General features: G+C 60.2%; 21 protein-coding genes. 8 read left to right on the top strand and 13 right to left on the bottom strand.

The window, feature by feature from the left end; translation table 11 throughout:
- Positions 1-2: 2 nt before the first annotated feature.
- The 3 genes from ACMYUN_RS03215 to ACMYUN_RS03225 form a co-directional block, all read right to left on the bottom strand.
- Positions 3-434: a MarR family winged helix-turn-helix transcriptional regulator gene (locus tag ACMYUN_RS03215; protein ID WP_415762835.1), complete on the bottom strand. Its 432-nt coding sequence runs from the start codon at positions 432-434 to the stop codon at positions 3-5.
- Between the two features lie 143 nt (positions 435-577).
- Entirely contained in the window at positions 578-1885 is a 1308-nt protein-coding gene (gene dctA / locus ACMYUN_RS03220) for a C4-dicarboxylate transporter DctA (protein WP_415762837.1), read from the bottom strand.
- Between the two features lie 102 nt (positions 1886-1987).
- The gene (locus ACMYUN_RS03225) at positions 1988-3157 is read right to left on the bottom strand and encodes a mandelate racemase/muconate lactonizing enzyme family protein (protein ID WP_039764111.1); all 1170 of its coding nucleotides are present in this window, start codon (positions 3155-3157) and stop codon (positions 1988-1990) included.
- Between the two features lie 98 nt (positions 3158-3255).
- On the opposite strand from ACMYUN_RS03225, the gene ACMYUN_RS03230 reads away from it, so the two are divergent.
- On the top strand, positions 3256-4131 hold the full coding sequence (locus tag ACMYUN_RS03230; protein ID WP_415762839.1) for a LysR family transcriptional regulator: 876 nt from the start codon (positions 3256-3258) through the stop codon (positions 4129-4131).
- Positions 4132-4311: 180 nt separating this feature from the next.
- Here ACMYUN_RS03230 and ACMYUN_RS03235 read toward each other — a convergent pair whose 3' ends face one another.
- A complete protein-coding gene (locus tag ACMYUN_RS03235) occupies positions 4312-5280 on the bottom strand; it encodes an oxidoreductase (protein WP_415762840.1) in 969 nt (322 codons plus the stop codon).
- A gap of 87 nt (positions 5281-5367) precedes the next feature.
- Here ACMYUN_RS03235 and ACMYUN_RS03240 point away from each other — a divergent pair, with 87 nt between their 5' ends.
- Positions 5368-6288 (top strand): AraC family transcriptional regulator, encoded by a 921-nt coding sequence (locus tag ACMYUN_RS03240; RefSeq protein ID WP_415762841.1) that lies wholly within the window; start codon positions 5368-5370, stop codon positions 6286-6288.
- 51 nt (positions 6289-6339) lie between these two features.
- Positions 6340-6792: a thiol-disulfide oxidoreductase DCC family protein gene (locus ACMYUN_RS03245; protein WP_415762842.1), complete on the top strand. Its 453-nt coding sequence runs from the start codon at positions 6340-6342 to the stop codon at positions 6790-6792.
- Here the strand turns inward: ACMYUN_RS03245 and ACMYUN_RS03250 are convergent.
- Both ACMYUN_RS03250 and ACMYUN_RS03255 read right to left on the bottom strand, forming a co-directional pair.
- Entirely contained in the window at positions 6775-7272 is a 498-nt protein-coding gene (locus tag ACMYUN_RS03250) for a DUF2269 family protein (RefSeq protein WP_264364966.1), read from the bottom strand. The two genes, ACMYUN_RS03245 and ACMYUN_RS03250, sit on opposite strands and share 18 nt — an antisense overlap.
- Before the next feature lies 1 nt (position 7273).
- Positions 7274-8401, bottom strand: a complete 1128-nt coding sequence (locus tag ACMYUN_RS03255) for a saccharopine dehydrogenase family protein (RefSeq protein ID WP_415762843.1) — start codon at positions 8399-8401, stop codon at positions 7274-7276.
- Positions 8402-8572: 171 nt separating this feature from the next.
- Here ACMYUN_RS03255 and ACMYUN_RS03260 point away from each other — a divergent pair, with 171 nt between their 5' ends.
- Both ACMYUN_RS03260 and ACMYUN_RS03265 read left to right on the top strand, forming a co-directional pair.
- A complete protein-coding gene (locus tag ACMYUN_RS03260; RefSeq protein ID WP_039764119.1) occupies positions 8573-8788 on the top strand; it encodes a PLD nuclease N-terminal domain-containing protein in 216 nt (71 codons plus the stop codon).
- Between the two features lie 256 nt (positions 8789-9044).
- Complete coding sequence (locus ACMYUN_RS03265) at positions 9045-9521, top strand: hemerythrin domain-containing protein (protein WP_039764120.1); 477 nt, start codon at positions 9045-9047, stop codon at positions 9519-9521.
- Between the two features lie 1441 nt (positions 9522-10962).
- Here the strand turns inward: ACMYUN_RS03265 and ACMYUN_RS03270 are convergent.
- The 3 genes from ACMYUN_RS03270 to ACMYUN_RS03280 all read right to left on the bottom strand — a co-directional run bounded on the left by ACMYUN_RS03270 (position 10963) and on the right by ACMYUN_RS03280 (position 13511).
- Positions 10963-11889 (bottom strand): LysR family transcriptional regulator, encoded by a 927-nt coding sequence (locus ACMYUN_RS03270; protein ID WP_415762844.1) that lies wholly within the window; start codon positions 11887-11889, stop codon positions 10963-10965.
- Complete coding sequence (locus tag ACMYUN_RS03275) at positions 11886-12860, bottom strand: quinone oxidoreductase family protein (protein WP_415762845.1); 975 nt, start codon at positions 12858-12860, stop codon at positions 11886-11888. Before ACMYUN_RS03275 ends, ACMYUN_RS03270 begins: the two co-directional genes overlap by 4 nt.
- Before the next feature lie 150 nt (positions 12861-13010).
- Complete coding sequence (locus tag ACMYUN_RS03280) at positions 13011-13511, bottom strand: anti-virulence regulator CigR family protein (RefSeq protein WP_415762846.1); 501 nt, start codon at positions 13509-13511, stop codon at positions 13011-13013.
- 125 nt (positions 13512-13636) lie between these two features.
- Between ACMYUN_RS03280 and ACMYUN_RS03285 the strand changes: the two genes are divergently transcribed.
- Positions 13637-13795, top strand: a complete 159-nt coding sequence (locus tag ACMYUN_RS03285) for a DUF2986 domain-containing protein (RefSeq protein ID WP_080769419.1) — start codon at positions 13637-13639, stop codon at positions 13793-13795.
- 1 nt (position 13796) lies between these two features.
- On the opposite strand, the gene ACMYUN_RS03290 is transcribed toward ACMYUN_RS03285, so the two are convergent.
- Positions 13797-15008, bottom strand: coding sequence for an MFS transporter (locus ACMYUN_RS03290; RefSeq protein ID WP_415762847.1), 1212 nt, complete (start codon positions 15006-15008; stop codon positions 13797-13799).
- 130 nt (positions 15009-15138) lie between these two features.
- Here ACMYUN_RS03290 and ACMYUN_RS03295 point away from each other — a divergent pair, with 130 nt between their 5' ends.
- Together ACMYUN_RS03295 and ACMYUN_RS03300 are read left to right on the top strand one after the other, a co-directional pair.
- A complete protein-coding gene (locus ACMYUN_RS03295) occupies positions 15139-16032 on the top strand; it encodes a LysR family transcriptional regulator (protein WP_415762848.1) in 894 nt (297 codons plus the stop codon).
- 1486 nt (positions 16033-17518) lie between these two features.
- A complete protein-coding gene (locus ACMYUN_RS03300) occupies positions 17519-18625 on the top strand; it encodes a M20/M25/M40 family metallo-hydrolase (protein WP_415762849.1) in 1107 nt (368 codons plus the stop codon).
- A 54-nt stretch (positions 18626-18679) separates the two neighbouring features.
- On the opposite strand, the gene ACMYUN_RS03305 is transcribed toward ACMYUN_RS03300, so the two are convergent.
- Genes ACMYUN_RS03305 through ACMYUN_RS03315 form a run of 3 tightly spaced genes read right to left on the bottom strand, consistent with a single transcriptional unit; the run spans position 18680 to position 20567 of the window.
- Positions 18680-19492, bottom strand: coding sequence for a DUF3618 domain-containing protein (locus ACMYUN_RS03305; RefSeq protein WP_415762850.1), 813 nt, complete (start codon positions 19490-19492; stop codon positions 18680-18682).
- Entirely contained in the window at positions 19489-19917 is a 429-nt protein-coding gene (locus ACMYUN_RS03310; protein ID WP_052269127.1) for a phage holin family protein, read from the bottom strand. The genes ACMYUN_RS03305 and ACMYUN_RS03310 overlap by 4 nt, the downstream gene beginning before the upstream one ends.
- A complete protein-coding gene (locus ACMYUN_RS03315) occupies positions 19917-20567 on the bottom strand; it encodes a hypothetical protein (RefSeq protein ID WP_400553659.1) in 651 nt (216 codons plus the stop codon). The genes ACMYUN_RS03310 and ACMYUN_RS03315 overlap by 1 nt, the downstream gene beginning before the upstream one ends.
- Positions 20568-20789: the final 222 nt, after the last annotated feature.

Consider the following 20789-nt stretch of genomic DNA (forward strand, 5'->3'; position numbering starts at 1 on the left):
GCTCAGTCAGCCGCCGGATGGGCAAGCGCATCCAGCGTCAGACGAATCGCCTCAATCCCCTGCTCATCGAGTTGGCAGGCAGATTTGATTTTGCCGGTGATGGCTCTGATGTCATTTTCCATGGCTCGGCTTTCAGGCGTCAGGTCGATCAGCACGCGGCGCTCGTCTGCCGGATCGCGCTTGCGCGTGACCAGTCCGGCGCTTTCCAAGCGTTTGAGTAGCGGCGTGATGGTTCCCGCATCCATGGCCAGGTAAGTGCCGAGTTCGCCCACCGACAGTGGCGCGCCATCGAGAAGTTGGAGGATCACCAGATATTGCGGAAAGGTTATGCCCAGGGGTTCCAGATACGGCTTATGCAAACGCACGACCCGGTTGGCAGCGGCGTAGAGTGAAAACGACAGCTGCGTTCCCACGTGATTTCGGCTCGAGCTCATTTCATAGTTCGCTATTGTATAGTGCGCTATATATTTCATGAGTAAGATAGGAGTGTCAACCCAAGCAGCCCGTGCGGTGTCGATCAGCACCTCTTTCAGCGACCCGGATCGCCAACAGAGGTGCTGATCGCCACGCTTCGGGTTTACTTATGCGCCAGCAACGATTTACGTTCGGCCTTGGCGTGTTTCATGGCGGCGATTTCCCGCTCGCATGCTTCGACATCGAAGGAGTTGTCCCACTTGGCGATGGCAATGGTGCCGATGCCGTTGCCAATCAGGTTGGTTACCGCCCGCGCCTCATTGAGGAAGCGGTCGATGCCCAACAGCAACACCAGGCCCACCAGAGGTATGGAGTGAATGGTGGTGAGGGTCGCCGCAAGGGTCACGAACCCGGCACCCGCCACACCGGCCGAGCCCTTGGACGTCAGCAGAAATACGCCGAGCAGGATCATCTGATCCATGAACGTCAGCGGCGTGTTGGTCGCCTGGGCGATGAAGATCGCCGCCATGGTCAGGTAGATGCAGGTGCCGTCTGCGTTGAAGGTGTAGCCCGTCGGCAGAACCATGCCGACCACGGATTTCTTGCAGCCGAGCTTTTCCAGTTTGACCATCATTCGCGGCAGCACCGCTTCGGTCGAACAGGTGCCCAGCGTGATCAGGATTTCATCCTTGAAGTAGCGCAGAAACTGCATCATCGGCATACCCGACCATCGCGCCACCGTGCCCAGTACGACGACGATGAAGATCAGCGTGGTGATGTACAGCGCGACCAGCAACTGCCCCAGCGACAGCAGAGTGCCAATGCCGTATTTGCCGATGGTGAATGCCATGCCGGCCCCCGCGCCCAACGGCGCCAGACGCATGACCATCGCGACGATTTTGAACAGGCCTTGCAGGAACATATCGATGGTGTTGATCAGCGGTTTGCTGGTTTCGCCCATTTGCACCAAGGCGACGCCCATCAGCACCGACAACAGAATCACCTGCAGCATGACGCCATTGGAGAAGGCGCCGAGGAAGGTATGCGGAATGATATTGAGGAAAAATTCGACGAGGCCGCCCTGCTCGCTCGCCGCCTGGCTGTATTTATTGACAGCACTGCCATCGAGAGTGCCGGCGTTGATGTTCATGCCGGCGCCGGGCTTGACCACGTTGACTACGATCAGGCCGACCACCAGAGCGATGGTGGACAGAATCTCGAAGTAGATCAGCGCTTTCACACCGATGCGGCCGACCTCCTTGATGCTGCCCATCTTGGCGATACCGACCACTACCGTGCCGAAAATGATCGGCGCCAGGAGCATCTTGATCAGCTTGATGAAACCGTCGGCAAACGGCTGGAGCTTGGCGCCGATGTCCGGCACGAAGTACCCGATGGCAGCGCCGATGACGATGCCGATCAGCACTTGCACATAGAGCTGGCTGTACCAGCGCGATTTTGAAGTTTCCACGGAAGCACCTCATTTTATTGTTGTGGTGGGCATGTGGCTTTGGCGTCGAGGATGACGCCCGAAGCTGCGGCCTCGGAAATCGAGGCCGCAGATGAAACCGAATCAGCCCTCGCCCAGTTCACGCATGACGGCATACAGCGCAGATTTGGCTTCGAAGCCGACGCCCGGGATATCCGGTAGCCCGACGTAGCCGTTTTCGACGCGGATGCCATCGGCAAAACCACCGAATGGCTGGAACACGTCCGGGTACGATTCATTGCCACCCAGGTGCAGACCGGCAGCGATGTTCAGCGACATCTGGTGACCGCCATGCGGCACCACGCGGCGCGAGGACCAACCCAGCTCTTCCATCACTTTCAGGGTGCGCATGTACTCGACGAGTCCGTAGGACAGCGCGCAGTCGAATTGCAGGTAGTCACGGTCAGGGCGCATGCCGCCGTGGCGCAACAGATTGCGGGCGTCCTGGTGAGAGAAGAGGTTTTCGCCGGTGGCCATCGGCAGTTCGTAGTGATTGGCCAGCTCGGCCTGGAGGGCGTAATCCAGCGGGTCGCCGACTTCTTCGTACCAGAACAGGTTGTACTTCTTGATCGCTTCGGCGTAGGCGATACCGGTCTGCAGATCGAAGCGGCCGTTGGCGTCGACCGCCAGGCGCTGGCCGTCGCCCACCACTTCGAGCACCGCTTCGATGCGGCGAATATCCTCGTCCAGCGGTACCGCGCCAATCTTCATTTTGACCACGTCATAGCCACGATCCAGATAGCTCTGCATTTCGGCCTTGAGCTTGGTCTGGTCTTTGCCCGGATAGTAATAACCACCAGCCGCATACACCCAGACTTTGTCATCGGCCACACCGTCGCGATAACGATCGGCAAGGAGACGATACAGCGGCTTGCCTTCGATCTTCGCCACCGCGTCCCACACCGCCATATCGATAGTGCCGACCGCTACTGAACGCTCGCCATGCCCGCCCGGTTTTTCGTTGGTCATCAGGGTTTTCCAGATGGCGAACGGATCGAGGTTATTGTTCTCGTGATCGATCAGGGTTTCCGGGTCGGCTTCAGTGATCCGCGCCAGAAAGCGATCGCGCATCAACGCGCCCTGGCCGTAGCGACCGTTGGAGTTGAAGCCGTAACCGATGACCGGTTTGCCATCGCGGATCACGTCGGTAATGACCGCGACGACCGAGCAGGTCATCTTCGAAAAATCGATGTAGGCATTGGCGATCGGGGATGCGATGGAGACGGTTTTTTCACGGATATCGACGATACGCATGACGGGTTCCTCTTGTTGTGGTGGCCCAACGTTATGCTTTGCGACGACACCCGCCCAATGCTATTAATGCCGCGCCCTATGCACAGGAGGCATTGCCCTTGGAACTGGTTTGGCTTGAGGATTTTTCAGCACTTGCCGAGTACGGCAGCTTTGTCCGGGCCGCCGAAGCGCGCCATGTGACGCAGCCGGCGTTCAGTCGCCGAGTGCGCTCGCTGGAGAACTGGATGGGTGTGGAGTTGTTCGTGCGCACCCCGCAAGGCGCAACGTTGACCGAAGCCGGCCGGCAGATTCTGCCCAGCGCCCAGGAAGCGGCCAGAAGCCTTTACCGCATGCGCTCCGAGGCCCAGGAAGTGGCTGGCATGGCGGCGAAAACCTTGCAGTTCGCCGCCACTCATTCGCTGTCATTCACCTTCTTCCCACGCTGGTTGCGCAGCGCCGAGAATGGCGCGCCAATCGACGCGGTTCGCCTGCACTCCGACAGCATGGCCGTGTGCGAACAGATGCTGATTCATGGTCAGGTGCAGTTCCTGCTGTGCCATCGCCACCCCGACGTTCCGCCGTTGCTGGCACCTGATCAGTTCATGGGCAAGAAGGTCGGCGAGGATGTACTCGTGCCGCTGGCGAGTGCTTCAGCGCAATTTGGCACATCGCCTGAAACCCTGCCCTATCTGGCCTACACCCACGAATCCGGCCTGGGCCGAATCGTCGCCCACAGGTTGCATGGCAAGGCTGATTATCTGCACCTGAAACCGCTGTTCAGCAGCCACTTGGCCGCAGTGCTGATGTCGATGGCGCTGGAAAGCAAAGGCGTGGCCTGGCTGCCGAAAAGCCTGACCGAACAGGAAATGGCTGACGGGCGTCTGGTCAGGGCACTGGATGAAAGTTGGGATATTCCACTGGAGATTCATTTGACTCGCCCGACGGCACCGATCAGTCCGTCGGCGGAGGAATTCTGGGCGAAGCTGGGGGAGTGAGCGCCGCGATTGTGCGTTTTGCTGGAAACCTCAGCCCCTCACCCCAGCCCTCTCCCGAGGAAGAGGGAGCCGATCTAGGTGCTGTTCAAAACCTGAGTTCGACCCGGTATTTCAGGTCGGCGTATCTCTACTAAACACCTCGGTCTCTACAGTGAGGGGGCTTTTGGCCTTAGACTCGATTTATGCCACCGTGAGCCCAGTCCATTGCTCCGAAACCGCCCAGAGTCGCTCCGCCAACTCGCCATCCGCCGCCCATTTCGCAACACCCTTGCGGCCGACTTCAGGTTGATTGATCGGCGCAACATTGCAGTCTTCGCAATACACGCCACCCAACTCCGCAAGCGCCGCACTGGTCGCACACCACAACCCCGTCGCGGCGCCCTGCTCCACCGTTTTCAGTCCGTTGTGGGCATCCAGCCGTGGCCGGCCCTGCTCATCCAGCGCATCGAATGTGGCAAGTTCCGCCGTGCTCAAGTGCCGTGCCAGGTCCGTCAGGATCTGCCCCGGATGCAATGAAAATGCGCGAACGCCATGGCTACGCCCACGCTGATCCAGTGCAATCGCGAACAAGGCGTTGGCCGTTTTCGACTGACCATAGGCGACCCATTTGTCATACGGCCGCTGCAAGAAATCGATGTCATCAAAGTCGACCCCGGCAATCTGATGCCCGCGCGAGGACACCGACAGCACCCGCGCCTGCCCAGCCTTGACCAGCGCCGGCCAAAGGCCGCAGGTCAGGCGATAGTGGCCCAAGTGATTGGTCGCGAACTGGCTTTCATGGCCATCGGCATCACGCAGCAATGGCGCGGCCATGATTCCGGCGCAGTTGATCAGCAATGACACTGGCTGACCCGCGCTGACCACGCTGTGGCTGAACGCCGCCACCGACTCGGCCTGCATGAGATCCATGGGCATCACGCTGACACCGTCAACACCCGCCAATGCTGCCTGAGCACGCGCCGTATCTCTGGCCGGCACAATGACTTGCGCGCCCGCCGCCGCGAGGCTTTTCACCGTCAGCAGACCCAGGCCGGAATAACCGCCGGTGACCACAGCGAGCTGCCCGCGCAGATCGATGCCGGCCATGACTTCAGCCGCTGTGCTGGCGGCGTTGAACGGTGATTGCACAGGTTGTTGAAGCGTGGCCATGGGCGTAATCCTGAGTGAGCTATCGAAGGCCTTCATTCTTGGCTAAGCTCTCGGGACGAACCAGTCTGATAAATCCAGGTTTCTGTCGTGATCATCCAAAGTCCTGCAGGCGACCCACTCTCTGCCGTATTGGCACTCTCGGAACTGCGCGCAGCCTGCTCGGTTCGCTTGCAAGCGGGAGGCGTCTGGGCGCTGCGTTTCCAACCCATCGAACTGAAATTCAACGTGGTGCGACGAGGCGAATGCTGGCTGCGCATGCAAGGCATGCCGGCGCGCCTGTTGCAGACCGGCGACTGTTTTGTGGTGTCGCGCACGCCGTTCATTCTGGCCAGCGGCGCCGATGTCGAAGCGATTAACGCAGCGGATGTTTTCGCCCATGACGGCGCCTCGGCAACGTGCGGTGTCGGCGAGGACGTTGAGTTGCTGGGCGGCAGCGTGTCGCTGTCGGGCCCCGGCGCAACCGAGCTGCTCGATGTGCTGCCCGCCTCGCTGATCATTCGTGCCGAAACCGCAGGCGCCTCGTCGTTTGGCTGGCTGCTGGATGAACTGGGCCGCGAGTGGCCGTCGCATCAGGCTGGCTCGCAGGCGATGTGCAACGACCTGCTGCGGCTGATCTTCATCCATGCGCTGCGCCATCACATCAACAGCGCCGATGCCGAACAACTGGCGTGGCTGGGCGGGCTGCGGGAACCGGCGATCGCTGGCGTCTTGCGCGCCATTCATGCGGCTCCGGAAAAGCCCTGGCGCCTGACGCAAATGGCCGAGATTGCCTGTATGTCGCGATCGGGTTTCGCCGCGTTATTCAAAACTTGCATGGGTGTAGCGCCGGTCGAGTACGCCACGCGCTGGCGGATGCGCGTGGCCGCGTTCCGCTTGCGCAATGGCCGGGACAATGTGGCCACTGTCGCCGCGTCACTGGGCTATCTGTCCGACGCGGCGTTTGGCGCTGCCTTCCGCCGCGTGCACGGAATATCGCCGGGGCAATACCGGCGCGATCCACTCTTATAGTCCGATGATTGAGGTTATGATCGCGACACCCGCCGCCAAGGACATCCGCCGATGCCTGCCATGAAAACCCGCCCCACCTCCGCGCCATTGCTCGAACCCGGCGAAACCGTGGTGCTGTTCGACGGCGTGTGCAAACTGTGCAACGGCTGGGCGCGTTTTCTGATTCGCCATGACCGTCAGCGCCATGTGCGTCTGGCGACCGTGCAGTCGCCCGAGGGCCAGACCTTGCTGGCATGGGCCGGTTTGCCGCTGGACGAGTTCGACACCATGGCGGTGATCCGCGACCGCAACTATTGGGAACGATCAGATGCATTCCTTGAAGTGGTCGGGCAACTGCCAGTGCGCTGGCAGCCGTTGAAACTGCTGCGGATCTTCCCGCGTCGTCTGCGCGACTGGGCTTACGATCGCATCGCGCTGAATCGGTATCGGCTGTTCGGCAAGTACGACACTTGCCTGCTGCCGACTGCGGATCACGAAAGCCGTTTTCTAAAGGCCCACGGCTGACCCGATCAGTTGCAGCGGCGTCATCTTCGTCACCATCATCAGCACGATGACAAACATTCCGGCGAACCCGGCGACGCCCATCCAGAACCACCAGCGGTACGTGCTCGCGTAGCGATCATCCAGAGGCAGGCTACCTTCGCCCGCGCTCAGCGCCATGCTCTGCAAACGCTTCTGCAATACCAGCACCGGCAGCCACAACGCGCCGACACAGAAGAAAATGATCAGCGAAGTCAGCAGCCATTCGGTGCTCATCGAAAGCCCCGAGAGCCGCATCAGCAGATAGCCGGTAATGACCTGCACAAACCCGGCCGGCGTGGTGATCCACGTATCAAAGCGCACCACCATTCGTGCAACATGGGCGATCACTTGCGGGTTGCCGCTGCGGCTGGCGGCGATGAGGTAGAGGTAGGAACCCATGCCGAAACCAAAGAGGAAAATCGCCGCAATGACGTGCAGGTACTTCAAACAAAGATAGAGCATCTCAACGCTGCCCTTCGGCGAACTGAACCGACAGGCTCAGATTGGCCGGATCGTTGATCGCCGCCAGATATTCATCGACGCTGATTTCGCCAACACACGGCCGCGCGCCGGGCTGCGGTACATAACCCCGAGCCATTTTGCTAGCGAGAGCGACGGCGGCGCAGCTGGGGATTTCCGGGCCTTTGTCAGTCAGTGCGGTGAGTTGCGCGGTCATGCTCAGTGGCTGGTCGTCAACCCCGATGCCTTGAACATCGATGTACATCGCGCTTTTGCCGTCACCGAAGCGTTCGAACCACGTGCCCAGTCGATGCAGACGCGCCGCCCAGCGCACATGATCGCGCACCAGACCGAAGCGCAAGGCTTGCGCGAGCAAGGCATTGGCGACGCCGCCGAGCTTCAGGCCGGCGCCAGCCTTGAAGCGCAGCGTCTGTGCGCCATAGCGGCGTGCGAAAATATCCATGTCCGGCACATCGACATTGGCCAGCACCCGCGTGCCCAGTTGCGGCATGCTGCGCAGGGTCAGGTCGAGCCAGCCCAGTACTTCGTGAGCCTGGCCATTCTTCAACTGTTTGATCGGTTTGCCTGCGTAGGCGAGCACGCCTTCGACCGTGGACAGCCCCGGCATTTTTGCCGAGGAAGAAATGCCATGCTCGATCGAGTCGATTCGCGCAAAACGCGAGCGCTGCTGATCGATGATTGCCGAAGATAAGGTCGGCACGGAGCTGCAACCGCTGAGCACCGCTACGCCGGCTTCCCTGGCGCGGGCGTTGAGTACATCAATGCCGTTGACGAAGGTGCGGCAGTCAGCCAGATCGCAATAATTGACCCCGGCGCCGATGCAGCTTTCAGCCACTGCGTAGGATTGCCCCTGAAACGGCCCGCCGGTGTGCACCACCAACTGGATATTGAGCTCGCGCAGCGCCGCCTGAAAATCTGCGCCCATTGCATCGCCGCACCAGCCTTCGCACGGGCGGCCCGACTGCGCTTGCAGCTCGTCAACCTTGCGCTGCAACTTGCGCGCATCGCGGCCCGACAGCAGCAGCTCAATCTCTGGCATCTGCGCCAGATGCCGACAGACGATGCTGCCGAAATTGCCGTAACCACCGACGACCATCACCCTGAATGCCATTGCCCTGTCCCTGTTCCAGCCCAAACGTGTGGCGCTGAGGATATAGGCCGCAGCGGCAATCAGACATCTATTTTGCAACCGGGTACCACTGCGTCCGCTTGTCCCGGGCAAAAAGAATGAACCCAACGCCCCGCTTGTCGCCTAACGCACAGACCATCAGGAGGTAAGCCTATGCAAATCGAAACCGTGTGGATCGTATTGGCGGTCATTCTCGTGCTGATCGAGCTTTGGGCCATCAACCGGGTGCGTAAAAGCGAGGGGAAATCGAGCAATAAAGGCGTGTGGATCGTGCTGATCGTGTTTGTGCCGCTGTTCGGTCTGATCGCCTGGGCACTGGCGGGGCCCAAGCATGTCGGTCGCATTTCGCCTTCCCAGGCGAACCGGTGAACCAGAGATGCAGGCCCGTCTCAGCATCACCACAGCCCGGCTTATGCCGGGCTTGTTATATGCAATGTCTGTTGCGCGGAGATCTTGCAGGCTGCACGAAAGCATTGTGCCTGCTTCGATGCCAGCCCTTGATTTAGAAGGGTTGTGCTTGATCGGCGAGTTGGCATGAGTCCTGCGATAGCCTCTTCCTGAATACACAGCAGCGTGAAAAAAAGAACGCTGTGTTCAATCCGTGAAAAGCAGAGGCCTTAAAAAAATGAATGCCATCGACCTTCTCAAAGCCGACCATGAAAAAGTAAAAGCCATCCTCAGCCAACTGAGTGAGTCCACCGACCGCGCGCTGAAAAAACGCGTCGAGTTGCTGGGCAAACTGGAAATGGAAATCACCATCCACACTCGCCTCGAAGAAGAAATTCTTTACCCTGCCTTCAAGGAAGCCGGCAGCAAGGAAGAAGACATCATGTACTACGAGGCCAAGGAAGAGCACCGCACCGTGGACTCGCTGGTGCTGCCTGATCTGAAAGAAACCGATCCGGGCACGCCGGAATTTGCCGGTCGGGTCAAAGTGGTCAAGGAGCTGCTGGAGCACCACATCGAAGAGGAAGAAGAGGAAATGTTCCCGAAAGCGCAGAAGCTTCTGGGCAAAGCCAAGCTCGAGGAACTGGGCGCGCAAATGGAAGCCTTGAAGGCGAGCCACAAAAAGGAAATGGCGGCTAACAAGATCGCCGCGTGAAGCGCTGAAGACACCGAAGCCCGACAGCGATGCCGGGCTTTTTTGTGCACCGAAAATGGATCTCGCTCCCACACTGGATTGGCGGGTGTTCGGCAATTCTGAGCAAACCACGAAACCTGTGGGAGTGAGCTTGCTCACGAAGGTGTCAGGTCAGCCAGATCATCTATGACTGACACTCCGCTTTCGCGAGCAAGCCCGCTCCCACACTGGATTTGGGGGTGTTCAGGAATTTTTGAGCAACCACGAAAAATGTGGGAGTGGGCTTGCTCACGAAGGCGTCAGGTCAGCCAGATCATCTATGACTGACACTCCGCTTTCGCGAGCAAGCCCGCTCCCACACTGGATTTGCGAGTGTTCAGGAATTTTTGAGCGACCACGAAAAATGTGGGAGTGGGCTTGCTCACGAAGGCGTCAGGTCAGCCAGATCATCTATGACTGACACTCCGCTTTCGCGAGCAAGCCCGCTCCCACACTGGATTTGCGGGCGTTCAGGAATTTCCGGGCAAGCCACGAAACCAGTGGGAGTGAGCTTGCTCACGAAGGCGTCAGGTCAATCAGATCATCTATGACTGACACTCCGCTTTCGCGAGCAAGCCCGCTCCCACACTGGATTTGCGGGCGTTCAGGAATTTCCGGGCAAGCCAGGAAACCTGTGGGAGTGAGCTTGCTCACGAAGGCGTCAGGTCAGCCAGATCATCTATGACTGACACTCCGCTTTCGCGAGCAAGCCCGCTCCCACACTGGATTTGCGGGCGTCCAGGAATTTCCAGGCAAGCCAGGAAACCTGTGGGAGTGGGCTTGCTCACGAAGGCGTCAGGTCAGCCAGATCATCTATGACTGACACTCCGCTTTCGCGAGCAAGCCCGCTCCCACACTGGATTTGCGGGCGTTCAGGAATTTCCGGGCAAGCCAGGAAACCTGTGGGAGTGGGCTTGCTCACGAAGGCGTCAGGTCAGCCAGATCATCTATGACTGACACTCCGCTTTCGCAAGCAGGCTCACTCCTACACTGGATTCGCGAGCGTTCAGGAATTTGCGGGCAAGCCACAAAACTTGTGGGAGTGAGCTTGCTCACGAAGGCGTCAGGTCAGCCAGATCATCTATGACTGACACTCCGCTTTCGCGAGCAAGCCCGCTCCCACACTGGATTTGCGGGCGTTCAGGAATTTCCGGGCAAGCCACGAAACCAGTGGGAGTGGGCTTGCTCACGAAGGCGGCGGGACTGCCGGTTCGTCATTACCTGACACTCCGACTTCGCGAGCAGGCTCGCTCCCACATTGGATTTGTGGTGTTCGGGATTTTCTGAGCGAACCATGAACCCTGTGGGAGTGGGCTTGCTCACGAAGGCGTCGGGTCAGCCAGATCATCTATGACTGACACTCCGCTTTCGCGAGCAGGCTCACTCCTACAGGGATGGTGGTGCCACTGGATGCTGGCTTTGGTCAAACCGCCCACGGTGGCGCCGGATCGAACTTCGCTTCAATCCATTCCTTGAACGCCACCACCGCCGCCGGCGGGAACCGCGACGACGGCCGGACCAGATAGACACCGCCCGCCGAATCCAGATGCCAGTCGGGCAGTACCTGGATCAACCGCCCTGCCGCCAGATCGCGGCTCATCAGCCAGTCGCCGGCGCCGAGTATGCCGGCGTCGGCGCGGGCGGCGGCGAGCAGCGATTCGCTGTCGCTGGCGGTCAGGTTGCCGTGTGGCGTAATGGTCTGCACCTCATCGCCGCGATGCAGGCGCCACAACGGAAAAGACGCCAGCCCGCTGAAGCGCAGGCAATTGTGCTGCAGCAGGTCTTGCGGGGTTTGCGGCATGCCGTGCGCCTCGATGTAGGCCGGCGATGCGCAGAGAATCCGTCGATGGTCGCTGAGCTTTTTTGCGATCAACCGATTATCGTCAAGCTCACCGATGCGGATAGCCGCGTCGAAACCCTGCTCGATGATGTCGACGAGGCCTTCGCTGTAATCGGCGACCAACGAAACGTGGGGATGAGCCCTGAGAAACTCCGGCAGCAGCGGCCCCAGCCATAACCGCCCCATCGCCGCCGGCAAGGCCAGACGCAAGGTGCCGCGCACTTCGCTGGCGCCCTGTACCGCTTGTTGTTGCGCCTCGTTCATCAGCTCAACGGCTGCGCGCAAGCGCTGTTCGAGCTGGAGCCCTGTCTCAGTGATACGCACGTGTCGCGTCGAGCGCTCGACCAGCCGCACGCCCAGTCGTTTTTCCATCGCCGCAAGGCGTTTCGAAACGATGGTCGGATGGCGCTGCAGCAAGCGCCCCGCCGCGACAAACGAGCCCTGCGCGGCGACGGCGAGGAAGGCAGCGATCTCATCGCTGTGCGGGTTGCTCAGAACATCCAGATTCATGGTTTTAGAATGATCGCCCCTGATGATCGCCCCGATTCGAGATCGGCGTGCGCTTGTGCCGCGTCGGCCAGTGCATAGCGCGCGCGGATCTGCGGCGTGATGATACCGGCGGCAACAGCGGCCAGCACGTCTTGCGCACGTTCCTGATATTCCGCAGTTGTCGCGGTATGTGCGGCCAGCGACGGACGGGTCAGGAACAGCGAACCCTTGGCGTTCAGCGTGGCGATTTCCACCGCTGCCGGCGCGCCGGTCTGCGCGCCGAACGACACCATCAATCCGCGTGGGCGCAAGCTGTCCAGCGAGGCCTGAAAAGACACCCGGCCAATCGGGTCATACACCACGTCGACCTTGCGCCCCTCGGTGATACGCAACACGTCGGCGGCAAGTGTCTCGGCATCGAACACCAGCACTTCGTCGCAGCCCGAAGCGCGCGCCTTGTCGACGCTGGCCTGTTTCGACACCACACCGATCACCGTCGCGCCAAGGTGTTTGGCCCACGGCACCATGATTTCCCCCAGACCACCCGCGACGCCATAAAGCAGCATGGTCGTGCCCGGCCCGACCGGATAAGTCGCCTTCAGCAGGTACTGCGCGGTGATGCCTTTGAACAGCACCGCCGCTGCATCTTCGAACGGCAGCTCATCGGGTATTTTTACCAAGCGCTCTGCCGGAAACAGCCGCGCCGAGGCGTAACCGCCCAACGGGCCAGTGGCATAAGCGACCCGATCGCCGACGCGGACATTGCTCACGCCGACACCGACAGCGGCCACCCGACCGGCGCCCTCAAGCCCCAGCCCTGAAGGCAACGCTACCGGCACCGCCCCTTTGCGCTGGGAGACATCGAGGTAATTGACGCCAACCGCGGCTTGCTCTAGCCAGACCTCGCCGGGCCCAGGGTTTTGCTCGCTGACAGTCTGCAATTGCAGGACGTCCGGAGCGCCTGTTTCGGTGAAGCGGATTGCGTTGGCCATGGTCATCTCCATTCATTCGTTAACCGTTGAGCTCAGTCTGAAAGCTCAGCCTTCAACGAACAAGCCAGCCTGAATGCAGTTCATTGCTGCATTTTATGCAGCTATGGGTACAAAAAAAGAGCGGCACGTGCTGCCACTCCCTTTGAAAAATCAATCGAACGCGCCGTTGAGCACCTCGTAGATCAGCCCGGTGGCCAGCGCAACGAGAATCAGATCGGTGCCCACCTGTTGCCATTCGTAGCCGTCATAGTGCGGCAAATGGCCCAGCAGACGCCCGTCCAGCTTCTTGGCGATGCCCGGTGGCAGCGGTTTGCCCCGTGCCAGATTCTTTTGAATACCCGGCGGCAGCGGCGGCCCCGGATTCCAGTATTCGCCGTGATAGCCGCCGATGATGCCGAGAATATTGCCGCGATCAACGCTCGGACCACCGCCGCGATTGCCAGAGGATGGCTCGCCTTTGTTGCCATTACCCTGGCCACCCCCACCCTGTTTGCCGTGATCCTGCATGTTCTGCGGTTTGCCCTTGCCGTTGCCCTGGCCTCCCTGACCACCCTGGCCCTTGCCATTGCCGGGGTCGGCCAGCGCCGTCGTGCTGCCAACCACCAGCGCGAGGCAGGACAGCGCGGCAACCAATCTGCGAAGTTTTCTCATGGGCGGTTCCTCAGGTGTGCCGGGCTCTTGAGTCGAGCATTGTGCTCAGCTTAGTGGATTTCCCCTTGCTGACCACTCGGCCTTGCGTCAGGATTCCCACCCTCTCCACCCCTGATCGAAAACTCATGAATCGCCAAAAGAAGCTGCAGCAGTTATTCAAGGAAAAGGCCAAAAAGGCCAACGCCAAACTGGCGCCGAAAAAGCCCAAATACATCTGCAAGGCCGATCGCCTGAAGCTGGAAGCCGAAGCGGCGCAGGCGTCGGCCGAGAACACCGAAAGCTGATTCAGGCCGTCTCCCGCGACGTCAACCAGGTCATCAGCGCCGCCAGCACCAGCAATGCCGCGCTGGCGAAAAAGGTCAGCCGATATCCGCTGCCGTCGAACAGCAGACCACCGACGGTAGAGCCCGAAGCGATCGACAACTGCACCACCGCCACCATCAGCCCACCGCCCGCTTCGGCATCGTCGGGCAGCGTGCGCGCCAGCCACGACCACCAGCCTACCGGCGCCGCCGTGGCGATCAATCCCCACAAGCCCAGCAACACGAACGTCGCGACCAGCGAGCTGCCCAGCCCGATCAGCGCCACAGCGATCATCGCCATCAGCAGCGCAATGGCGATCACCACCCTGTACAGGCCAGCCTTGAGCACCGAGCCGATGACGGCGGTGCCGATAAATCCGGCCACGCCAATCACCAGCAGAATCATCGACAACACTGAAACGTCGACCCGCGTCACGGTTTCCAGAAACGGTCGCAGGTAAGTGAACAGCACAAACTGGCCCATGAAGAACAGGCCGGCGCCGAGCATGCCGAATGCCACCCGGCGGCTTTTCAACAACGCAAAGACATTGCCTGCGCTCACCTTGCGCGGCGCGGCGGGGAGCGCCGGCAAACTGATCCATTGCCAGAGCAGCGCAATCAGCGCGACCGGTATTAGACAGAAAAACGCCCCCCGCCAGCCAATCACGCTGCCCAGATAACTGCCCAACGGCGCCGCCACGACGGTCGCCAGCGCGTTGCCGCTGTTAAAAATGGCCAGCGCCTTGGGCACGCTGGCCGATGGCACCAGACGCATGGCCAGTGCCGCCGACATCGACCAGAAACCGCCGATCACCACGCCGATCAGCCCGCGGCCGATCATGTACACCGTGTAGTTGGGCGCCAGACCGACCACCAGACCGGAGGCGCACATCAGTGCCGTCAACAGCAGCAACAAGGTCTTGCGGTCCATCGAACCGGCGAGTCTGGCGATCGTCAGGCTGGTCAGCACGGCGAAGGCGCCCGAAATGGCGATGCCGTAACCGGCCAGGCCTTCGCTGATGTGCAGGTCCGTGGCCATCGGCGTGAGCAGACTGACCGGCATGAATTCGGAAGCGATCAGCGCGAAGACACACAAGGTCATCGCGAATACACCGCTCCAGTACGCCGGTTGCTCGCCGGTTGTGGACTCGCCCATGGATTGGGCTGTCGGGTTATCAATTACTTGGGCCGTCATGAAAAACCTGCTTTGGAGACGATTTGATCGAAGCGTTTGTGCCTCGTTGCTCAGGCTGTAAAGCTTGACGGATTGCGAATAACTTGATTAGTAGCGGTAATCTTCATGTGCTTTTGAGAAAAATTCAGCAATGAGCAACGGCAAAGTCAACGATCTCCAGGCCTTTTTGGCCGTGGCGCAGGAGCAGAGCTTCACCAAAGCCGCCGCTCGCCTCGGCGTCACGCCCTCCGCGCTGAGCCATACCGTTCGCGCGCTGGAGCAGCGTCTGGGTATTCGCTTGCTCGCCCGCACCACGCGCAACGTTTCGCCGACCGAAGCGGGTGAGCGCTTGGTGCGTTCGATTGCACCGCTGTTCGAGCAGATCAACGCCGAGCTTGAAGCCCTCGGTGAACTGCGCGACAAGCCCAGCGGCACGATCCGGATTTCCTGCACGGACGATCAGATCGAGTTGTGCATCCGGCCGAAGCTTGCGCAGTTTTTGCGGGACTATCCGGACATCACGTTAGAGTTTTATGTCGATTACGGCTTCACCAACGTGGTCAAGGAACGCTTCGACGCCGGCATTCGACTAGGCGAATCGATCAGCAAAGACATGATCGCCGTGCGCATCGGCCCGGACTGGCGCCTGGCGGTGGTCGCCTCACCCGACTACTTCGCTCGCCATCCGGCACCGGCCACGCCCCACCAGTTGACGGAGCACAGGTGCATCAACATCCGCCACCAACCAGCTGGCGCGATTTACGCCTGGGAATTCGCGCACAAGGGTCAGGACTTCAGCGTGAAGGTCGACGGGCAACTGGTGTTCAACAGCATCATGCATGTGCTCAATGCCGCCGTAGATGGCATCGGCGTAGCGTACGTGCCCGAGCAATTGGTCGCGCCGTATCTGGCGGACGGGCGACTGGTGGAGGTGTTGAGTGACTGGTGCCCAACGTTCCAGGGCTATCATTTGTATTACCCGAACAGACGCCAGGGCTCGGCGGCGTTCGCGGCGTTTGTCGAAGCGCTGAAATACAACCGCTGACAAACGCAACTCTTCAATCAAACTCAAAACCCTGTGGGAGCGGGCTTGCTCGCGAAGGCGCCAGATCAGATACATCTACATTGAATGACACACCGCTTTCGCGAGCAAGCTCGCTCCCACAATGGTCCGGTGCAAGGCCACAATCTTCAGCGCAACCCAAATCCCTGTGGGAGCGGGCTTGCCCGCGAAGGCGTCGGCACATTCAACATCTGCATTGCCTGAACCACCGCTTTCGCGAGCAAGCTCGCTCCCACAATGATCCGGGGCACACCAACAATCTCCATCCCAACCAAAATCCCTGTGGGAGCGAGCCTGCTCGCGAAGGCGCCAGCACATTCAACATCTGCATCGCCTGACACACCGCTTTCGCGAGCAGGCTCGCTCCCATAATGGTCCGGGGCAAGGTCACAATCTTCAGCGCAACCAAAATCCCTGTGGGAGCGAGCCTGCTCGCGAAGGCGTCAGCACATTCAACATCTGCATTGCCTGACACACCGCTTTCGCGAGCAAGCTCGCTCCCACAATGATCCGGGGCACACCAACGATCTCCATCCCAACAAAAATCCCTGTGGGAGCGAGCCTGCTCGCGAAGGCGCCAGCACATTCAACATCTGCATGGCCTGAACCACCGCTTTCGCGAGCAAGCTCACTCCACAATGATCCGGGGCACACCAACGATCTCCATCCCAGGCAAAATCCCTGTGGGAGCGAGCCTGCTCGCGAAGGCGCCAGCACATTCAACATCTGCATTGCCTGACACACCGCTTTCGCGAGCAAGCTCGCTCCCACAATGATCCGGGGCACACCAACGATCTCCATCCCAGGCAAAATCCCTGTGGGAGCGAGCCTGCTCGCGAAGGCGCCAGCACATTCAACATCTGCATCGCCTGAACTACCGCTTTCGCGAGCAGGCTCCCCCCCACAATGATCCGGGGCACACCAAAAATCTCCATCCCAACCAAAATCCCTGTGGGAGCGGGCTTGCTCGCGAAGGCGTTGGCACATTCAACATCACCATCGCCTGAACCACCGCTTTCGCGAGCAAGCTCGCTCCCACAATGATTCGGGGCATACCAACGATCTCCATCCCAGACAAAATCCCTGTAGGAGCGGGCTTGCCCGCGAAGGCGTCAGTACATTCAACATCTGCATCGCCTGAACCACCGCTTTCGCGAGCAGGCTCGCTCCCACAATGATCCGGGGCACACCAACAATCTTCATCCCAGACACAATTCCTGTGGGAGCGGGCTTGCTCGCGAAGGCGCCGGCACATTCAACACCTGCATTACCTGAACCACCGCTTTCGCGAGCAAGCTCGCTCCCACAATGATCCGGGGGCACGCCAATGATCTCCATCCCAACCAAAATCCTGTGGGTCTGCATATGAATTAGCGGGCAAAAAACCATCTGAATTTTCCCGCCAATCTGCCCCCTAAAATTGTGGGCGGTCGATACACGTCCGCCGATGCAAGGAGGGTCAGCATGCATGTCGGATAATCAAACGCCTTCGCCGCGCGACACACAGGAATCCACCAAAACACTATTGAGCCGTTTGCTCATGGCACGCGGGCCTGGCGGTCAGGAAGACGAAGTTCGGGCGATCTGCCTGGAAGAACTGCGGCGCCATTGTGACGAGGTCTGGACTGATCGGGCCGGCAATGTCATCGGCCTGCTCAAGGGCCGCGAACCCGATCCGGACGGCAAGCACGCCGTGCGCATCATGGGCCACATGGATGAAATCGCCATGCTGGTCAAACGCGTCGAGCCGGACGGCACGTTGCGGGTGGTGGCGTTGGGTGGGGCGAATCCGGTCAACTTTGGTGCCTGCCCGGTGGATATTCTCGGCGACGCGCAAACCCTGCCGGGCGTTCTCTCGTTCGGTTCGATGCACGCCACCACAGGCTCGCCGCAGGGCAAGGATGTGATGAGCGGCGCGGTGGAATGGAAAGACGTGCACATCATCACCCGCCATGATCAGCAGACCCTGCAAGGCATGGGCGTGCGTCCGGGGACGCGGCTTGTGCTCAGCCAGCACTGGCGCACGCCGTTCCGGGTAGGTGATGCCACCGCCGCGCATTTTCTCGATGACCGCGCGCCTGTGGTCGCCATGCTCCAGGCCGCGGAGCAACTCCAGCGCAGCCGGACCGAATTGGCGCACGACACCTACTTCGTCTTCACCACCCTCGAGGAAGAAAGCAACGCCGGCGCAATGTACGCAGCCGCGCACTTGCCTGGCGATACCACAATCGCCGTGGAAGTCGGCCCGGTGATGAGCGAATACGCAACGCGATTGAGCGTCGATCCGATCATCGATACTGGCGATCAGAAAGGCTATTACTCGCGCGGCGTGGTCATGGCGTTGGCCGACGCAGCCAAGCGCTGCGGCTTCGATCCACAGTTCGCCCTGCTGGTGGATTTTGCTTCCGATGCCAGCGCGGTGATGAGTTCAGGCATCAGCGCCCAGGCCGGATGCATCGCGATCCCTACCGAGAATACCCATGGGTTTGAACTGGTCGTGGATGGCGCGATTGAAGCGTGCGCGCAGACGTTGGTCGAATATTTGAAAGGCCTGCAGAATGAGGTATCGACCTGACCCGCAGTCCAATAAAAAGGGAGGCCCATTGCAGGCCTCCCTTGTTTTTCACCATCAAGAAGTACCCAACCCCTGTGACAAATCGGAAGACGAAGGCCGCGCCGTTTCCGGCTTGGTCTCCACTTCGGTTTGTTCAGTGGTTCGAGTCACCGTGTCGCGCACGGCTTCGTACCCTTCTTGAGCTTTCTGCTTGGCTTTATCCACCATGCCTGCGCTGGTGCGCCCCATGTAGCGCTGTTCAGTAGACGTAGTCGGCAACGCCGCGCCGAGCAATGCACCGAGTGCGACCCCGGCGGCAGCCACCATCAGCGGTTGCTCCTTGAGCATGTGGCTGAATTGCTGGCCAAGCACTTGCGAATTACGCGACAGTCGATCACTGGCGTCGTGCATCGCATGGCTTAGATTTTCCTTCGCTGCACCGACGTTTTCCCCGAGGTGGCTGGCCTTGCCTTTCAGTGCCTCATAACCACCCTTCAGCGAGTCAGTGGTCGAGTGCAAATGCGCGCGGGCACTGTCGATGCCGTCGGCCAAGCCGTCCGCCCACTCGCCAGCCTTGTCCTGATCCGGACCGCTGCGATAGGTTGGTTGCGGCACGGGCGGGCGATTCTGGCTCATCATCAGCCAGAGCAGCCCCACGGAAGTCAGCACCGCCGGCACCGGGTTATTGCGCACGCTGGTGCCCAGATTGGTGAAGAACGTCGAGCCGTTGCTCTGCATCATTCCCCAGGCCTGATCGATCATCTGCCCGGGGGTGAATTTGCTTTCCAGTTGATCGACGATATTGCCGATGCTCGCGCGTTGCGCATCGATTTCGCGCTCGATCTGCTCCGGGCTTTTTTCCGCTTCGATATCCAGTTCGCTTTTCATGAGACTTTCCTCCGCAGCGCTTCCTGATCCTTGTTCAAGGCGTCGAGGGTGCGATCAGGTTTGAAGTGAGACGGCTCGAATTGTTTTTTCCCGGATTGCAGCATGACGAAACCAATGACCATCACCACCACGCCAACGATCAACGCGGCCAGCCATGGCGCCATGAACATGCTCAGGCCATAGACCGCCGACATCAGCAGAATGATGAAGCCGGCGAGGAACACGATTGCGCCACCGGCCACCGCGCCGATGCCAGCTTTGAGCGTGCTGAGGCTGTTCTGCAGTTCGGCTTTGGCCAGCGCCAGTTCCTTGGTGAACAACGCCGGGACTTCGCGCGACAGTTGTCGCAGCAGACCGACCACCGAAGCGTCATCCGTTTGGCCGAGGGGCCTTGCCCCGCTCAGATCAGATTCATCTCTGTTCATCACAGTTCTCCTTTGGCGTCGGGTGCGTGCGGTACGGAAGCCGCGGCAAAATCTGAGGGGTGATCGCTGTCACTCGGCGAGGTCGGGGTGATGCCGGTGGCCAGTCCCGGATTGGCGTGGGCCGATGACGGCACTGACGATTCATAGGGTCGCTGCGCACCGTAATCGGCTGGCGGTGGCGTCGATGTCGTTCCCGCCGCCGGATCGTGTTCGGCGCTGACCGTCGCCGCAGCCGCCGTGCCCGCCTTGAGAAACCGCGACAGTCCGAAACCGATAGCAATGCTGCCGGCGATGAATAGCCCCGGATTGCTGCGCGCCAGATCGGCGGCATCGTGCAGCAACTGCTCGGCGCTCTTGCCGCGCAGATTGCCCGCCAGCCCGGTCATGGAGTCCGCCATATCCGTCAGGTAGTCGGACATGCCCAGCGTGTCCTTGTCCTGCAACTCCGAGACGAAGCTCTTTGCGCCTTGGGCCAGTGCTTCTATCTGTTCGGCCGCGGTGTCACGGTACTGTCCGAATTGCGCGTCAGCCTGTTGCCGCGCGCCGCCAATTGCTTCATTGACGTCGTCCTTCAAATGTTCAAAACCCTGTCCAGGCTTGCTGTTCGGATCACCTGATTCAAAGCCTGCCCTGCTGTCTTGAGTATTCATGTGGCCCCTCGCGTTCTGACTTGAAAACGGAAAATCGGAGCTACACGGCAACATTGCCTCGAGCCCCCACATAGAAGATGACGAAGCACCTTGCGCGAGAGTTCAAAGAGGTTGATGAGCGTGCCGTGTCAGGTCTGGATCAGCGACGAAAGGTTGCGCTTGGCACGATTACGTTGAGCTTCTGCGCCTGGCTGCGGTCAAGACAAGCACAAGCATTTATCT

It is taken from the genome of Pseudomonas sp. CP4 (genome assembly GCF_047758505.1).
Lineage (GTDB): Bacteria > Pseudomonadota > Gammaproteobacteria > Pseudomonadales > Pseudomonadaceae > Aquipseudomonas > Aquipseudomonas fluorescens_AO.

What these genes read in the sequence shown, in the direction of transcription:
- ACMYUN_RS03215 (WP_415762835.1), bottom strand. Translation starts at nt 434, where the DNA reads ATGAGCTCGAGCCGAAATCACGTGGGAACGCAGCTGTCGTTTTCACTC.
- ACMYUN_RS03225 (WP_039764111.1), bottom strand. Translation starts at nt 3,157, where the DNA reads ATGCGTATCGTCGATATCCGTGAAAAAACCGTCTCCATCGCATCCCCG.
- ACMYUN_RS03235 (WP_415762840.1), bottom strand. Translation starts at nt 5,280, where the DNA reads ATGGCCACGCTTCAACAACCTGTGCAATCACCGTTCAACGCCGCCAGC.
- ACMYUN_RS03245 (WP_415762842.1), top strand. Translation starts at nt 6,340, where the DNA reads ATGCCTGCCATGAAAACCCGCCCCACCTCCGCGCCATTGCTCGAACCC.
- ACMYUN_RS03250 (WP_264364966.1), bottom strand. Translation starts at nt 7,272, where the DNA reads ATGCTCTATCTTTGTTTGAAGTACCTGCACGTCATTGCGGCGATTTTC.
- ACMYUN_RS03255 (WP_415762843.1), bottom strand. Translation starts at nt 8,401, where the DNA reads ATGGCATTCAGGGTGATGGTCGTCGGTGGTTACGGCAATTTCGGCAGC.
- ACMYUN_RS03260 (WP_039764119.1), top strand. Translation starts at nt 8,573, where the DNA reads ATGCAAATCGAAACCGTGTGGATCGTATTGGCGGTCATTCTCGTGCTG.
- ACMYUN_RS03265 (WP_039764120.1), top strand. Translation starts at nt 9,045, where the DNA reads ATGAATGCCATCGACCTTCTCAAAGCCGACCATGAAAAAGTAAAAGCC.
- ACMYUN_RS03270 (WP_415762844.1), bottom strand. Translation starts at nt 11,889, where the DNA reads ATGAATCTGGATGTTCTGAGCAACCCGCACAGCGATGAGATCGCTGCC.
- ACMYUN_RS03275 (WP_415762845.1), bottom strand. Translation starts at nt 12,860, where the DNA reads ATGGCCAACGCAATCCGCTTCACCGAAACAGGCGCTCCGGACGTCCTG.
- ACMYUN_RS03280 (WP_415762846.1), bottom strand. Translation starts at nt 13,511, where the DNA reads ATGAGAAAACTTCGCAGATTGGTTGCCGCGCTGTCCTGCCTCGCGCTG.
- ACMYUN_RS03285 (WP_080769419.1), top strand. Translation starts at nt 13,637, where the DNA reads ATGAATCGCCAAAAGAAGCTGCAGCAGTTATTCAAGGAAAAGGCCAAA.
- ACMYUN_RS03290 (WP_415762847.1), bottom strand. Translation starts at nt 15,008, where the DNA reads ATGACGGCCCAAGTAATTGATAACCCGACAGCCCAATCCATGGGCGAG.
- ACMYUN_RS03295 (WP_415762848.1), top strand. Translation starts at nt 15,139, where the DNA reads ATGAGCAACGGCAAAGTCAACGATCTCCAGGCCTTTTTGGCCGTGGCG.
- ACMYUN_RS03300 (WP_415762849.1), top strand. Translation starts at nt 17,519, where the DNA reads ATGTCGGATAATCAAACGCCTTCGCCGCGCGACACACAGGAATCCACC.
- ACMYUN_RS03305 (WP_415762850.1), bottom strand. Translation starts at nt 19,492, where the DNA reads ATGAAAAGCGAACTGGATATCGAAGCGGAAAAAAGCCCGGAGCAGATC.
- ACMYUN_RS03310 (WP_052269127.1), bottom strand. Translation starts at nt 19,917, where the DNA reads ATGAACAGAGATGAATCTGATCTGAGCGGGGCAAGGCCCCTCGGCCAA.
- ACMYUN_RS03315 (WP_400553659.1), bottom strand. Translation starts at nt 20,567, where the DNA reads ATGAATACTCAAGACAGCAGGGCAGGCTTTGAATCAGGTGATCCGAAC.